Origin of the sequence: Simkania negevensis Z, from assembly GCF_000237205.1 — a bacterium.
GTDB classification, from domain to species: domain Bacteria; phylum Chlamydiota; class Chlamydiia; order Chlamydiales; family Simkaniaceae; genus Simkania; species Simkania negevensis.
In genome coordinates this window covers 1370398-1385989 of record NC_015713.1, presented here as the reverse complement: position 1 = coordinate 1385989, position 15592 = coordinate 1370398, and the positions used below count along the sequence as shown (strand labels likewise).

Annotated in this window: 13 protein-coding genes; 4 read left to right on the top strand and 9 right to left on the bottom strand. The window is 42.7% G+C overall.

Translation table 11 applies throughout. The features are described from left to right. Positions 1–36: 36 nt before the first annotated feature. On the bottom strand, positions 37–3651 hold the full coding sequence (locus SNE_RS06960; protein WP_041418902.1) for a hypothetical protein: 3615 nt from the start codon (positions 3649–3651) through the stop codon (positions 37–39). Positions 3652–3827: 176 nt separating this feature from the next. Here SNE_RS06960 and SNE_RS06955 point away from each other — a divergent pair, with 176 nt between their 5' ends. Continuing rightward, positions 3828–6500: an MGH1-like glycoside hydrolase domain-containing protein gene (locus SNE_RS06955; RefSeq protein WP_231919493.1), complete on the top strand. Its 2673-nt coding sequence runs from the start codon at positions 3828–3830 to the stop codon at positions 6498–6500. Here the strand turns inward: SNE_RS06955 and SNE_RS06950 are convergent. Next, positions 6481–7200 carry a class I SAM-dependent methyltransferase gene (locus SNE_RS06950; RefSeq protein WP_013943674.1) on the bottom strand — a complete coding sequence of 240 codons (720 nt, stop codon included), beginning with the start codon at positions 7198–7200 and terminating at the stop codon, positions 6481–6483. The genes SNE_RS06955 and SNE_RS06950 overlap by 20 nt on opposite strands. A gap of 620 nt (positions 7201–7820) precedes the next feature. Here SNE_RS06950 and SNE_RS06945 point away from each other — a divergent pair. Next, positions 7821–8126, top strand: coding sequence for a helix-turn-helix transcriptional regulator (locus SNE_RS06945; RefSeq protein ID WP_013943673.1), 306 nt, complete (start codon positions 7821–7823; stop codon positions 8124–8126). On the opposite strand, the gene SNE_RS06940 is transcribed toward SNE_RS06945, so the two are convergent. Genes SNE_RS06940 through SNE_RS06930 form a run of 3 tightly spaced genes read right to left on the bottom strand, consistent with a single transcriptional unit; the run spans position 8108 to position 12096 of the window. After that, positions 8108–9472, bottom strand: coding sequence for a sodium:solute symporter family protein (locus tag SNE_RS06940; RefSeq protein ID WP_013943672.1), 1365 nt, complete (start codon positions 9470–9472; stop codon positions 8108–8110). The two genes, SNE_RS06945 and SNE_RS06940, sit on opposite strands and share 19 nt — an antisense overlap. Beyond that, positions 9469–11319, bottom strand: a complete 1851-nt coding sequence (glmS, locus tag SNE_RS06935) for a glutamine--fructose-6-phosphate transaminase (isomerizing) (protein WP_013943671.1) — start codon at positions 11317–11319, stop codon at positions 9469–9471. The genes SNE_RS06940 and glmS overlap by 4 nt, the downstream gene beginning before the upstream one ends. 27 nt (positions 11320–11346) lie before the next feature. Then, positions 11347–12096, bottom strand: a complete 750-nt coding sequence (locus SNE_RS06930) for a class I SAM-dependent methyltransferase (protein ID WP_231919492.1) — start codon at positions 12094–12096, stop codon at positions 11347–11349. A 52-nt stretch (positions 12097–12148) separates the two neighbouring features. Here SNE_RS06930 and SNE_RS06925 point away from each other — a divergent pair, with 52 nt between their 5' ends. Next, complete coding sequence (locus tag SNE_RS06925) at positions 12149–13126, top strand: magnesium transporter (RefSeq protein WP_013943669.1); 978 nt, start codon at positions 12149–12151, stop codon at positions 13124–13126. 59 nt (positions 13127–13185) lie between these two features. Here the strand turns inward: SNE_RS06925 and SNE_RS06920 are convergent, their stop codons facing one another. Then, a complete protein-coding gene (locus SNE_RS06920) occupies positions 13186–13584 on the bottom strand; it encodes a hypothetical protein (protein WP_041418897.1) in 399 nt (132 codons plus the stop codon). 343 nt (positions 13585–13927) lie between these two features. Here SNE_RS06920 and SNE_RS06915 point away from each other — a divergent pair, with 343 nt between their 5' ends. Next, positions 13928–14719 (top strand): hypothetical protein, encoded by a 792-nt coding sequence (locus SNE_RS06915; protein WP_013943667.1) that lies wholly within the window; start codon positions 13928–13930, stop codon positions 14717–14719. A 14-nt stretch (positions 14720–14733) separates the two neighbouring features. Here the strand turns inward: SNE_RS06915 and SNE_RS13065 are convergent, their stop codons facing one another. From SNE_RS13065 to SNE_RS06905, 3 genes are all read right to left on the bottom strand, one after another. Continuing rightward, complete coding sequence (locus tag SNE_RS13065) at positions 14734–15009, bottom strand: hypothetical protein (RefSeq protein WP_148258975.1); 276 nt, start codon at positions 15007–15009, stop codon at positions 14734–14736. Next, entirely contained in the window at positions 14907–15146 is a 240-nt protein-coding gene (locus tag SNE_RS13420) for a transposase (protein WP_231919491.1), read from the bottom strand. Before SNE_RS13420 ends, SNE_RS13065 begins: the two co-directional genes overlap by 103 nt. A 151-nt stretch (positions 15147–15297) precedes the next feature. Then, entirely contained in the window at positions 15298–15588 is a 291-nt protein-coding gene (locus SNE_RS06905) for a hypothetical protein (protein WP_231919524.1), read from the bottom strand. Positions 15589–15592 lie beyond the last annotated feature (4 nt).

Here is a 15592-nt window from a genome sequence, read left to right as displayed (position 1 = left end):
ACTCCATTTGAAAAAGAGAGCATTCGACCAAATTGGTTAAGCTTTGATCCCTTTGCGATAGCCTTGGCTTTCGACAAAGTTCAGCATCACCACATGGCGCAGGAAGGACTCAAAGGTATTTGGATCCTTATAGAGGTGGAATGCACCGTCGGCGATTTGGTTGAGTCTTTGGTTGGCGTAGAGCTCAACTTGGTCGAGAGCTACTGGGGCGCCGTGGCGGATCAGTTTGCTTCCCCACATGCGAGCTTTTTCAGAGAGAGTATCGCCCGATGACTGAAGGCGGATTTCTTCTTGTTTGATTTGCTCAAGCTCTGCTTGGTGCTTGTATACACCTTCATGAAACTTCTCAAGCTCTTGACGCACGTATCCCAAAGATCCCACATTTTTTTGTTTGAGAAACTTACGCAACCCTCCTTGAAATGAAACGAGGTGAGGCATGATCACTGTATTGGAAATTTCATTGATCCGTCTGACGTGTGCTGTCGTTTGTGTCTTACCGTTCACTTTGTCATCGATGAGATGTTGCCTTTTTTCATACTCTCGCAGGAACTCAACAGTCATTTTATTGATCGATTCGAGGATTTCATCTTGGGTTTTCTTGTCTGTTACTTTTTCAAATCGGGTGAGCGCGTCTTCTATTTTATTGAAAAAATTAGTCGAGCGAGATCCATTACTTTCAAAGAGGTGGCGGTCCATAAAATCGATGTAGTTGATGACTGATTGGCTTGCTGTCATCAGGGCGTTTTTTCCTTCGTCTTGAACAACTTGATGTACGCTCTTTTTGATGATCCGGAAAGTTGTTTCACGAAGCGACTGCTCAGTTTTGTTGAACCGAATTTTCATTTGAGCTTGGATTTCAGCATCGGTAACAGCAGATGCTTTTTTTCCATGCTCAGAAGCAAATTTTTCTTTGAGATCTGCATCAGTTGGCTTGTGACCAAGTTTTTTCGCGAGCTTATCTTTTTCATCTTGCGAGTAATACATCTGAATCACAGTTTGTGGAAACATGCTGTCATTGGTCTTTTTGAAGATTTTCAAGATCATTTCGTTCATTTGATCTTCAGTCAAAACAGATTGGTAAACGATGATGAGCAGCTGCACGATGGCATTGCGCAGTTGTTCATCAGCAAGTTCTTTCACTGCATCTGTCGCTTCACTTAGAGCGTTATCTCTAGGGTTTTGGGCTTTTGCAAGCGATTCAGAGGTCAGGTTGCGGTTGAGATCGATTACGCGGACAGCATTCGCGACGGCTTCTTTGAAAAGCTTTTTCGCTTCTTCGCCTTCATGTTCGATGGCTTGACCTCCTCCTTGCTCGAGAAGTTTTTCAACTTCAAGGAGTTGGTCGAGTAGGACTTCATCGATCGCATTTGTGTATTGTGATTGGCGATATAGAGAGTCTTTCATCGATTCGAGAATCATATTGGAGATATTGAGTTTTGTCATGAAGAGCTTTCCAGCCATCTGGAGGAATTTTGATCCGGCCCATTCGACGGTTTTTCCTATGAGGTAACCTGCACTCACAACGATCTGAGGAACGAGTATTGTAAGGGTGCGAACTCCTTTTCCAACAGCTGATTCGGTTTGGTTTGTCCAATCTTCTAGTGAGCGGTTTGCTGAGAAGCAGTAATTCGAAAGGAGACCATCAATCGATAAAAATTGATCGATGGCGCAGTTTGTTGTTTTTGCAACAAGTTCATCATGTGTATATCCACCATTAAGGTCAGGTGAGCGCATGGCAATTTCTAATGCTTTTCTTCGACTGAGAGGGCCAAACTCTTCCCCTCGCTGGTCTTCTGCCCAGCGTGTCATGGCTTTTTTCTGAGCAATGAAACAGTCATTGATCCGTTCCACTGGGCTAAGGTGAATTGTACTCAAAGGTTGCTTTGTCGGGAGGGAGATAGTCTTTGTGAGGTAGTCGATAAACGATCCTGCGAAGTGCTTGGTGAAAAAACGGACCGAAATCATAATGACCCATGTTGTTAGCTTAGCAGTCCACTTTCTAAAGAAGCTAATGTCTTCACGGGCCTCAATTTCTTCTTTCATTTTTGAGACAAACACATTTTTTTGCTCTGTTTCAGGTGCGGCAGCGACAGCATTCATGATACGCGCATAGGCTGCATCGCTTTGCTTTTGAAAGACAAGTGGATCGGTGCTCTGTGCGGGGACGCCTAAGACATTGTAAATGGTTTTAAAGGTCGAAAGATAGCCTACTTGGTCGACGAGGCGCTCTTTTTCGACTGCCATTGCCTGCTCCCACTCGCTCATTTCTGTTTGCTTTTTTGGGCTTAAGATCTTTTCTTGTTTATCTTTGAGTTCTTGCAGCGTATTGATCGGGGAAACAGAATCTTGTCCCTCATGCATTTTTTTCGCGAGAGGACTCTTTTGGATTTCTTCTTTGAGCTCTTTTAGAGCTTCATAGTGGTTGCCACGGTTGATTTGTTGTTTCATGCGGTTGAGGCGCATCTCAAGGTCGCGAAGCTCCGAAGATTCTAAGTCTTCGCTCATCCATTCATAGACGGTCGACAGCCAACCTGCTGTGACACGAGAGATATTTTCTAGAGCCTCTTTACCCAGTCTTCCTGGATCGTTTTGGAAGAAACGAAGAGCCAAATCAATGCTGCGACTGAGCTCTGTGGGGTTTGTCACAGCCGTTGTCATGCTCGTTTCAAGGGCGCGCAGATCTTCAATTTCATCGAATTCGGCAGCTCCCACCCAAAGTTTTTGGTGGCCAGCCATTCCGAGCTCTTTTACGTGGTTTTTGGCCCATTCGATTTGCTGCGCAGGTTTGTCGGTTTTGGACCATCTTCCCACAAGATTGCTTTCTAAAGCTTTGTGATAAACAAACTGATAAATGTCATCACTACCGTTTGTATTGATAAATTCTGAGATATGAGAAATCAGCTCTGGAAGATTGGTATGCAATTTTCCTTCTCCGACTTTCTCATAAATATACTTTTCGATCCCTTTGAAAGCTGTCGAGCGTTGGTCGAGGTGACGCAGGGCTGCTGCCAAGTGGTTTTCTTTGCTAACTTCTAAATAGTCACTCCCATGAGTCAGATAAGTTCCGATGAGCTCACTGAGTTGCATGAGGGGATGTTTTTTGATTTCTGGCTCGACTGCAGATGAAGAACCTGTAAACTCACGAGCGATTTTTTCGACATTTCGTCGAGACTGAGCCCATAAGGTATCGGTTGCACGTGCAACCAGTCCCTTTTGGTACTCCACTTCGCCATTGATAAGAGCTTTCACAGGAGTTAATGCTTGCTCGAGTCGATGAATTTCGGGTTGTTTTGTTCCTACCCCCGGCCGGATGTAGATCTCAAGTAGGGTGGCTAAATTTGAGATTGGACCTGCAACGCGGCTCATGAAATTGTCTAGCGAAACGTAAGTGCTTTTAAAATTTTCATTTGGGTTTTCAAAAAGTTTTTTTAGTAGGGAAAGAACGTTGGCAGCTTCGTTTCTGATTTCATAGTGATCGCCTCGTTTGAAGGCCTCTCCCAAAGTATCGAGGGCTCCATCGAGCTCGCTGATGAGAGGGGTGTCCATTTGAGTGAGTTTTGTAGCTTCTTTAACGCCTGTATAGGCAGTGTGAGCATGTCCAATAACAGGAGTCGCTTTAAAGAAGCTTCCAACTTTATTCATGAATGACATAATAATACCGAAATAAAAAACCTTTTGCTTGATATTATAACAATAAAAATAAATAAAATCGATAACAATAAAAATTAAAACGGTAATTATTAGTTATTTATATAAATTTAAAATTTGGATTTTTATGCTGTTGAAGTTTTCAAAAGAAGATTTTAAATAGAAGGGAGGTGATGCCTATGAAGAAATTAGACGAATTGACCGAAGAAGAGATGCGCCTCCTCCAAACAGGAGGAGATGTGGCCCCGTGGAGCAAATGGGGTCCCTATGTTTCAGAAAGGTCATGGGGGACAGTTCGGGAAGACTATAGTAAAGATGGAAATGCCTGGGACCACTTCACTTACAAAATGGCCGCTTCTCGAGCCTATCGATGGGGAGAAGATGGAATTGCCGGGATTTGCGATCGGTATCAAACCATGGTTCTCACACACTGTTTTTGGAATGGGAATGATCCGATACTGAAAGAACGTCTCTATGGGCTGGGGACGCATCGGGCAAATCATGGAGAAGACGTCAAAGAGTACTACTATCACCTAGACTGCGTTCCTTCTCATTCCTACATGAAATACCTCTACCGGTACCCCTGTGAAGAGTATCCTTATGAAAATCTTGCAGTGGAAAATCGGAGCCGCTCTCTGATGGAAAGAGAGTACGAGCTTCTCGATACAGGGATTTTTGACTCGGGGCGCTATTTTGACATCACCATCGAATACGCAAAGTTCAGCCGAGATGATATCTGCGTAAAAATCGAAGTTTTCAACCATAGCTCTCAAGAAGAAAGCCTACATTTACTTCCGCAGCTCATGTTTCGTAACACTTGGTCTTGGGCAGAGACACCCTTACCAAAGCCCCTCATGGAAATGGGGCCTCAGCCTAATGATGCCGTTTGCATTGTCACAGATGATTCGGGAACTGTGCCCCCCACACGCCTTAATTTCGATTACTATCTTGGGAAGAGGTATTTTTATGCAGATCAAAGAGCCGAGGTTCTTTTCACCGAAAACGAAACAAACAGAAGCGAAATCTATGGAGAGAAAAATCCCACCCCATATGTCAAAGATGCTTTTCACCGCTTTGTTATTTTAGGGGAGAGAGACAAAGTCAATCCCGAAAAGAAAGGGACAAAGGCTTGTTTTTATTTCCGAGACCTGAAGATTGCTCCGAAAGGAAAAGAGGTGATTTATCTTCGCTTTTCTGATGCAGCTCTTGACCATCCTCTAGCGGGGGTCCAAGAAATGATTGATAAGAAAAAAAGGCAAGCTGATGAATTCTTTGAAAAGATCCATCCAAAAGGGATCTCAGAAGAAGATAAGTTGATTCAACGGAGAGCACTTTCAGGGATGCTGTGGAACAAACAGATCTATCTGTATGACGTCAATTTGTGGCTGAAAGGAGATAACCCTGCAAATCCTCCACCTGAATCACGTCAAACTATTCGCAATACTCATTGGAAGCACCTGATTTCAAAACGGATTCTTTCGATGCCTGATAAGTGGGAGTACCCGTGGTTTGCTGCGTGGGACTTGGCTTTTCACTCGGTATCACTTGCACTTATCGATATGCAGTTTGCAAAAGAGCAATTGTGGTACCTCCTTTTTGACCAATTTCAACATCCTAATGGACAAGTTCCTGCATATGAATGGGAATTTTCTGATCTCAACCCTCCCGTTCAAGGGTGGGCAGCACTTCGCCTGTTTCAAATGGAACAAAAAAAAACAGGAAAGCGGGACATTGACTTTTTGAAAAAGTGCTTTCATAAACTCATCTTGAACTTTGTCTGGTGGGTGAACAAAGTTGATGCTAAAGGAAACAATGTTTTCGAGGGGGGCTTTTTGGGGCTGGATAACATCACCGTTATCGACCGAAGCAAGGTTCCTGGGGGAGGGAAGCTTGAACAGTCAGATGGAACGGGATGGATGGGTCTTTTTTGCCTTTGTTTGATGCGTATGTCCCTTGAACTTGCTGTCGATGACCCTGTCTATGAAGGAATGGCCCTGAAATTCTTCGAGCATTATGTTTATATTTCTAATGCTCTTGTCAGCGCTGAAAATCGGGACATCCAAAATTGGGATGAAGAAGATGGTTTTTTCTATGATGTTATCAGTTTTGGTGGCGTAGGGCACGAGCGGATTAAAGTCCGTTCGATGGTTGGACTCATTCCCCTTTTTGCTGTGGATTGCATCACAGCTGAAGATTTAGAAAGGCACAAAGAGTTTGCTGAAAACTTTCGTTGGTTTACGAGCAATCGCCCCGACATCTGCTGTCATTGTGTCACTCCGCTCGAAGACGGGAAGGGGACGAAATATCTGCTGACCCTCATGAATCAAGAAAAGCTTCAACGCGTTCTTCAAAGAGCATGGGATCCTGAAGAATTTCGCTCCTCGTATGGGTTGCGTAGCCTCTCCAAACATTACGAAAAAAATCCTTATGAAATGCGGGGCGCAAGCATCAATTACCAGCCGGGGGAATCAGAATCAAATATTTACGGTGGCAACTCGAACTGGAGGGGACCCATATGGTTCCCTACTAACTTTCTCTTTATTGAATCCCTTTCAAAACTCAACACTTACCTAGGTGACAGCGTCAAAATCCAAGTTAAAGGAGAAGAGCCGGTCACTTTTCGAGAGATGGCCGCTTATTATGCGAAAGGACTCATCAGTCTTTTTCGCAAAGGAGAAGAAGGGAAAAGGCCAATTTATAATTCTTATGAAAGGCTGCAAAACGACCCAAATTTCTCAGATCACATCCTTTTTTATGAGCATTTCCATGGAGACAATGGACGTGGCCTTGGTGCTTCCCATCAAACAGGCTGGACAGGGCTTGTTGCAAATCTCATTGATGAGTGGTTGTAACCCATTTTTTAGGATAGGCTATGAACTTAGCCCGACTTGTATAGTTTTTCGGAATGACGAAATGAATAGCATAGTCTGAAAAGACTTTTTGCAGATTTTCATAGATGTAATCGATAGAACATTCATTTTTTTTGTACTTATCATAGGGAATATCCTTACGGCCAGGAACTTTAAAGTCGTCGATCACAATCACACAATGATCTTTATGTGTCTTACTGATTTCTTCGAGTTCTTGACGAAGAGGCCACTTGTCATACCAGTGAGCATCTAGGTAAAAAAGAACCGGTTTTGATTTAAGAGAGGGAAGCAAGTCTTTTAAGACAAGATCGGAGCTTCCAAGGTGAAAGGTGATATTTGAGCGACCTTTTAATGCTCCTTTCGTTTCTTCATAGATTTCTTCAACGACCTCAATCGTGTGCACCTCTTTGCTAATCGTTGAGAAGAAAGCTGTTGTAAAGCCCCTATAAGTACCCGTCTCGACAACGATTTCAATTCCAAATTCTTTCACAAGGTATTCTATGAAAGCCCCGATTTCAGGAGCTGTATTGAAAGCTAGATTTTCCGGATGACTCAATGTTCGTTGATGAGGCGTTGCATCCCAAGTCGGTAGTGCGCGGTGGAAGTCAATTAAAGGTGGGAGTTCTTTAGCAAATAAGGCTTGAGAGAGGAGACAACTAAGTAGGACTAAAAAGCTTTTCATGTTCAAAATGATCAGCAATTGCAGAAATTTATTCAACCCTTGAATGAAAAATTTCTGAGTCGTTGGCAGGAAGCTTAAGAACAGAAAAGTGCAAGTCGTTTGACTATTGATAGCAGGCAACTCTTTATGGGCTCATGAAGCAGGAGTTGATGAAATTTTCCATAAGATGACACGTCCAAGTCAAAAGATAAGAGAACAATATGGAAGCCCATGCGTGTCTAAAAGTCTACTTGCATTTATTCAGAAAAGCTAACTAGCCGATATTTCCAGGAGTCAAAAGTTTGTCTAGATAAAAATACCAATTTTTGGTATTTTTTAAATTTGAAAGCGATTAGATGGTTTCCAACATGGCATGGCTTGTTGAACTCACGCATAACACAGTTAAACAGTTAAACAGAGAAAGAAACTGCCAATAAAGATTCAGACTCAGTTTGATTTATTAGCAAAAGAGATCGAGATCTTAGGGCCCATGAGAAATAAATGGAGCAACTTTGGTGTTTTGCGGAAAAGTCGAACTGTTCCGTCTAATAGTTTTCATTGCCATATTAAGTCTGGACGTCCAACTTATGTGGTATGTTGGAGAGTTATTGATAAATCAAAGAAAATTGTAGAGATCTATTATGTCGGCACGCACGAAAAAGCGCCCTATTAGGAAAAAACCTAATCTTAAAAACAAGCAGTCTTCTAGGAAAAACGTAGCTTGGAGAGAAGCTGCAAAATCAGAATTGAAGAAACATTCTGAGCCGGGTCAAATGCTTAGAGGCTGTAGGCATAAAGAGAGATTAACTCAAAATGAACTAGCAATAGCTTTGGAAATGAGCCAACATCATATTAGCGAGATGGAAAATGGGAAACGTTCTATTGGAAAGGTCATAGCCAAGCGCTTTGCTGCATTTTTTAATATTGATTATCGGGTGTTTCTCTGAAAGGTTGGAAGAGGTTTTAAATAAGACCCGATGATGCCTGATAAGAAAGTGAGAGGGAGACCATATATGGCCCAATACCATGTGTAGAGACCGGCTTCTCCAAAGTGGAGATAGCAGCCAATACCCCACCCTAACCCGACAATGATGCTTAAAAATGCTCCAAAAGGAGAGACTTTTTTCGAATAGAATCCTGCAAGGAGTGCGAAGGCAAGGGCTGCAACGGGAATGTTGGCTAAGATCAGTTTGGCCAAAATCCGGTCGACAAGTGTGTTTCCTAAAAGGTAAGAGATCAACGCAAAAGCTAATGTGAGCATAAGTCCTCGTTTGTAATTTCCTTCAGGTCGACATTTCCAAAAATCTGCAATCACCATGGCGCTCATAGCACTCCAAACACCTGATAAGGTGGTTGCACAGATGGCAAAAAGGGTTGTGAAGGCAAGCCCTTTCATCCCTGTTGGGAGAAGTGATTGTACAATGAGGGGAATCCCTTCATCAGGTGAGTTTAATGAGATTCCTGCCCCTTTGAGATAAGCTGTTGCAATGACCCCTGCTCCATAAAAGAGAAAGACAAGAATCGCTGCAAGACCTACTGAGGTGCGAGCAACTTTTGGTGAACGAGCGGAGAAAATCTTTTGCCCATACCAGGGGGCCAAGATATAGGTGAACATCGTGAGGAAAATGAGCGAAACGACAAAGCGTGTCGGGAGAATTTGTGCAGCTTCAGGAAAAACAAGAGAGGTCTTTGGTGCGGCACGATAGCTGACAAATAAGATTGTGGGGATGATAAGGCACATCAGCAAAAAGCTTAAAATATCGGTCCGAATAATGGCAACAAGACCTCCACGTAGGGTCATCATGAGAGTGATCCCGATTAGGATCAAACTGATTACCCAGGGAGAAAAATTGGGAAAAAGAGGATGAAACAAGAGAGAAAGAGATTTGACGTAAGTGGCGGTGAAGCCGATCATGGCAGTGATGAGCGCGAGTGATGAGAGCTTTGCGAGCGTTTCTCCGTAACGTTTGCGAAAAAGTTCAACAACTGAGTAAGCATCGAGGTTTTTCCATTTTTTGGCGACGGTGAGCGCATAGAAAATGAGGCCAATGAAAAAGACTAGAGGAAGTGAGAGGGCGCGGATGCCAGCTAAATAACCGAGCCCTGCAAATGAGAAGAGGGTAGAAGTGTTCATCTCGGTCATAACAAGGGTGCAAGTGAGTTGCCACACATTGCACTTTCTCTCGGCAAAAAGATAGCTTGATTCGGATTGAACAGAGCGGTTTTTAAACAAACCGAAGAAAAGTAAACAGCCGATGACCCCTACGAATGTCAAGACATCGAAGAGAATCATTCCACAGTTACCGACTTTGCTAAGTTTCTGGGTTGGTCAATTTCTGTTCCCCGCCGCTTTGCAATGCAGTAAGCAAACAATTGCCCTGCAACGGAGTAGGGGATCGAAGCTAGGAAGTCACTGACTTTTGGCAAATACAAGATATCTGAAGTGATCTTTTCAAGTTCTTTGATCCCTTTAGGAGCAAATGCCAAAATTTGTCCGCCACGTGCTTTCACTTCCATTAAGTTGCTCAGGATCTTGTCTATTGTCTGCATGTTACCACACATGCCAATCACAGCCAGTTTTGGACTGACTAATGCAAGTGGACCATGTTTCATCTCTCCAGCAGGGTAGCCACAGGCATTGAGGTAGCTGATTTCTTTTAATTTCAGCGCGGCTTCTAAACTTGTGGGAAACATGTAACGACGTCCAAGGAAGAAAAACTGCTCAAAGGAGGCATATTTTTCTGCGAACCGTTCGATCACATCGGCCTGTGATAAGACTTGCGTGACCTTTGTTGGTAAATGGCGCAGTTCCTTCAAGAAGTTTTGACCCTCTTCTTTATCAAGGTGACGGATCCGTGCCATAAACAAGGTGAAAAGGGCGAGAACTGTGAGTTGACTAGTGAATGCTTTGGTTGAGCAAACGCTCACTTCTATTCCTGCGTTAAGAAAGATACAACTATCTGATTCTCGGGCAATGGTCGAGTGGTTGACATTGCAAATCCCAATGACTTTTGCTCCTTTAGCTTTAGCTTCGCGAACAGCTGCTACGGTGTCAGCGGTTTCACCTGATTGGCTAATAGCGATGACAAGTGTTCCTTCAGAAATGATCGGGTTGGTGTAGCGGAATTCGGAGGCGATCTCTACTTCTGTTGGAATTCGGGCTATATTTTCTAAGAGAGATGCTGCAATACAACCGGCGTGCCATGAGGTACCGCATCCTAAAATAAGGACACGGTCAATCGACTGGAGTTCTTTCGGGTCTAAATTGAGCTCTTCAAAGACGGCTGTTCCAAACTCTTCTTGTGTTCGGCCGTACATGGCTTGTTGGATGGTTTGAGGTTGCTCAAAAATTTCTTTAAGCATGAAATGCTCAAAGCCGTTTTTTGTGACTTGGCTTGACTCAATTCCAATTTTTTCCATTTTTTTAGCCACTTTTTTCCCAGCTCCATTGAAGACTTCAACATGACTATGATCGAGAATCGCTATCTCATCATTTTTTAAATAGATGACCTCAAGCGATTTTCCAACAAGAGAATTAGCATCAGAGGAAAGATAGGCCTCTCCCTTTTCTCGGTCGATGCCTATGACGAGTGGGCTTTCTCTTGAGGCGGCCACAATTTGATTCGGATGGTCGACATGGATGATCGCGATGGCGAGAGAACCATGAAGCTGTTTAAGTGCGGCTTGGACCGCAATGCGTAAATTTCCTTTGTACAAGTAAGAGACCAGCTGGGCAATCACTTCAGAATCGGTGTCTGATTGGAACACCACTCCTTTAGCCTCTAGCTTTTCCCTGATAGATGAGTGATTTTCAATGATTCCATTGTGGACGACTGCAAGGGTTTCTTTTTGATCGAAGTGGGGATGAGCATTTTCTTGGTTGGGAATTCCATGGGTTGCCCAACGGGTATGGGCAATGGCCGTATCAAGGCGGAGCTTTTCCTGTTCGACTGCCGTTTTAAGAGAGTGGACTTTGCCAGCCCGTTTGCAGCTCTTGATTTTGCCATCGATAATCCCCGCGATCCCAGCTGAATCGTAGCCCCGATATTCGAGTAACGAGAGCCCTTCTAGGCACACATCAACAGGGTCGATACCATCTTTTAGTTCTTTCGGTCGTATATATCCGTAAATTCCACACATCGATTTTCAAACCTATTTTTTTTCATTTTACGACTTCGTCGCCTCAAGCGCAAGAAAAAGGGGAAATTCTTTCCGAGCTCTGTTTTCCATCTTCGCCCATTTACCTGTGCTCTCTTTGTTGGAGCACCACTCATCCAAACGGGTAATCACTAGTCCGGCTTCAGTTAAAAAATGGCAAAGATCAGATAGGGGAAAGTGGTAAGAGTAGGTTCTGACCTCCTCTTTTTTTTCACCAGGATGCATTGTGATGGGAATTTCCATGGGACTCATGTAACGATCCACTTTACGAGACTGCAACTTTTTTTCAGGGTCGATTTCCCAATGGGACTGCCGAGGAATCCGAAAACAGGGGTGGTTCAGCACTAAAATGAGCTTGCCACCCTTTTTAAGATGGGTTGTGGCTTGAGCGATTGCCTGACCCGGGTCTTTCATATTTTGGAGCGATAAGATGAAAAGTGCATAGGAAAAGTTAGTTCGATCAAGATCGAGCGGCTTTGTGACGTCCCTTACGAAAAATTGATGTTCTTTGGAACGTTTCTGAGCTTGCCCTATCAGTGAAGGGGCAAGATCGAGGCCATAATAGACGATCCCCTTTTTCAGCTGGCGGGCGAGAACTCCTTGACCACACCCCATGTCGAGGATAGCATCATCTTTCTGCAATTTTAACCAGGTTTGCAGTTTTGGGAAGATGACCTCTTGATGGTAGTAATGTCCCTCATCTGAGACAATTTGGTCATACCATTTTCCGACTTGTTTCCATGAAGTATCGTGACTCATATCCGTCATTTTAACCAATTGACATTTACGGCGAAAGCGGTAAGATAAACTCATGGATACAAACTATAACAAACCTCTTCGCGATTTCATCACACCCGTTCGGACGACTGTGCATGTCGAGCAGACAATTGAAGAAGCTCTAGGCTTCTTGCGGGAAAAACACATTGATGAAGAGATCATTTACATCTATGTTGTGGATGAAGAGAGAAAACTTGTTGGGGTTGTTCCTACTCGTAAGCTTCTTCTTTCCGAACCAGATACTCTCATTTCAAATGTCATGGATACGACACTTGTGACTTTGGGCAGCGAGCAGACTTTGCAAGAAGCTATGGAGTTTTTAGAGTCGCACCGTCTTCTTGCCCTCCCTGTAGTTGATGAGAACAAACACCTTCTTGGAGTGATTCATGTCGGGCATTACCTTGATGAAAAAGTTGATGTGGCTAATGCTCGCCGTCGCAATGATATCTTTCAAATGATTGGTATGGTTGTAGAAGAAGGGAAGCGTGCTAGTGTCTGGAGTGGCTACCGGAGTCGTATGCCGTGGATTTTTTGTAACATGTTTGGAGGGTTTGCTTGCGCCGTCATTTCACGCGTTTTTGAAATTGTCCTTGCGAAAGTCCTCTTGCTTGCCATGTTCATTCCCCTCGTTCTCACTCTTTCAGAGTCGATTTCGATGCAGTCAATGACTCAAAGCATGCAGTTACTGAAACGACCTACGCACCATATCCGTTACCTTTTTCAATCACTCCTGCGAGAATGGCAAACTGTTTCGATCCTAGCAGTTTCATCAGGGATCATTGTAGGGGCAGTCTCTCTCTTTTGGGGAGATGGTATCATGCCTGCGCTTACGATCACCTTTGGGATCATGGTTTCCGTTGTGATCACTGCGAGTATTGGTTCAACGATTCCTCTTATCCTGCATGCTCGTAAATGGGACCCTCGCGTTGCTGCCGGCCCAGTTGTTCTCATGTTTGCCGATGTTCTCACCACACTCATCTATCTCTCTCTTGGCACCTGGTGGCTTTTATAAAAAAAACGCTCAACAATTCGTGAGCGTTATAAGTCAACAAGATCTACTTATTAGAGATTTTAAAGCGAATTTGCTCCAGCGCATAAAGGAGTTGCAAGAAATGCGCAGACCCCTCCACCGATTCCGGCTCCAATAGGCCCGCCAGCAAGACCTCCGATCAGGGCGCCAACAAAGCCTCCAAGCAAGAATCCTCCTGTACCTTGTTTGATTCTTCGACAGGTTTCATCGTCAAAAGTTTCATCAAATTTTTCTTTAATCTCATCACCTGTGTCAGATATTTTTTTTGAAAATTCGCTAAAAAATTCGTCGATCCCTTGAAAAAAACTTGAAGCGACATCATTGATTGACTCAGCTAAAGAGCTAAATGAATCCGAAACATCAGTTTTATGTGCATTTTTTCCTACATAGGATTTGCTTTGAGCTTCGCCTAAATAACGAGCTGCCATTACTCCACTCATTGTTCCCTCTTTTTGATTGAATTTTAGATATTCGACCTCTTCATTATAAATAATTATATATAATAATTAATATTAATTAAACAATTAATTTAATTTATTAGTCTTTTATTATTAATAATTTATAAAATCAATTTGTTCAATTTGTGTAAAGGTTGAATCTTCGGAATCCTCTTTTATTCTACCTATAATCAATGACTTAGGATTTTTATTATTCTTATACGTCTGATTTCAAGTGGTTTAAACATTTTATAATAATTATCAAATATTAAAATATTTACTATTACTACTAATTAAATATTTTTTAATGATATAATTTTTCAAAAAAAGAAGGGAAGTTTTAAGTATGAGTTCTGATTTTAAAACCGCTGGTCCTAGCATATCTTCTGTTTCCTATGAATATGGTGGATGTACTTTCTATGGTGAGCCAGCACCAGTCTATTACCAGCCTGTTTATGCTGCTTCAAACGAAGAATGGCAGCAAATATATAACGAACAACTTGGCTTTTTAGCAGATAGTGATAATCTGCTTGCTGCAGAAGAAGTTCTTCAACTTTTTAATACATATGGTTTTCAGCCAAGTTCAGTAAACTATACCAAACTGATTCATGCCTATGGTCGAAGTGGAAAGTTAGATGCTGCTTATGAGATTTTTCAAAATATGCAAAAAGGTGGCAGAAAACCAACTGTGTTTCACTACCATGCTCTCATGCATCAATGTGTGAAAAATGGCCAAGAATCCAAAGTTTTTGGTCTTTTTCAAGAGATGAAAAAAAATCTGATTGTTCCGAATCGATTTGTCTACGATGTGCTTATTTCAGCAAATGTCCAGAAAGGGAATATGAAGCAGGCGGGTCGTCTATTTAGAAAGTATTTTGGTCAACCTAATGCTTTCACTCGAGGAGGAAAACCTCATCTCGATTGCCATGATTTGAGCCCACAAGTGGCTTTTGTTCAACTCAATGAATTTATTAAAACAAATGATAGAAAACCTTTTTCAGTGATTGTCGGGCAAGGATGGCACAGCAAAGGGACTTTCCAGATGAAAGACTACATGCTTGAAAGGTTAAAAGAGCATTCTCTAGAAGTGACAGAGAGGAAAGATAATCCTGGAATCTTGGATGTAAGCTCTACCTAGATTGCTTCTGTCCTTCAATGGATTTCGCTATCCCATTGATGCTTGCAATGACCACGACCCTGTTCAATGTAACTACTATCGTGGTCTATTGCTATTCCTTCTTGAAAGTCGCTAGGCTGCCGCTCATCTCGGCTCACAAGGTTTTTAATAAGATCTAGGATAGTTTCGAAGACTCTTGTCCAAGAACCTATCCAACTAAATTTTTTATCCAAGTATAAACTACCCCCAATATTACTAACCCACTCCATATCACGAATAAACGCTCCCATCGCATCAATAGCCGACGACAACGCCTTTTTAACCAAGCACAAGCTCGTTCTATCTTCCAGCGTTGGGGGCTTAACTTGAAGAAATGGGTAACTTCGTTGATTTCTGACATCCATCTTCCTTTGATCTTCCGATATGGAATTAAAGGAAATATTCCCATGTTTAACAAAAGCTGACGTAACCAGCCTGCATCATAACCTTTGTCCGCTTCAAGACAACTACTCGCCCTTTAAGTGACTTTAACGGAAGCTGCGTAAGCAACCTGCTTACTTCCTGGTTTTCATCTCCCTTTGCATCGGTAGTTGTAATGGCTATTGCATTGCCGTTTTTATCGATAAGTAAGTGAAGGAGAACTCCCTTCCCTTTATGACCATAATCAACTTTTTCTCCTCCTCCTGGAGCGGGGAAAAAGAACCGTCCACAGCTAATTGAGAAAGATCAACTTTTCCTTCCATTATTGCTATCTGTAATAGCCCACTCATCACTTTATCAAAAACTCCTTCAACACTCGATTGCTTTAACCATTTGTGAGCTGTAGAACGAGGGATAAAAAGAGAGGAATCTGTCGGAAGATCCGCCCAACGACATCCTCTCGTTAAGATAAAG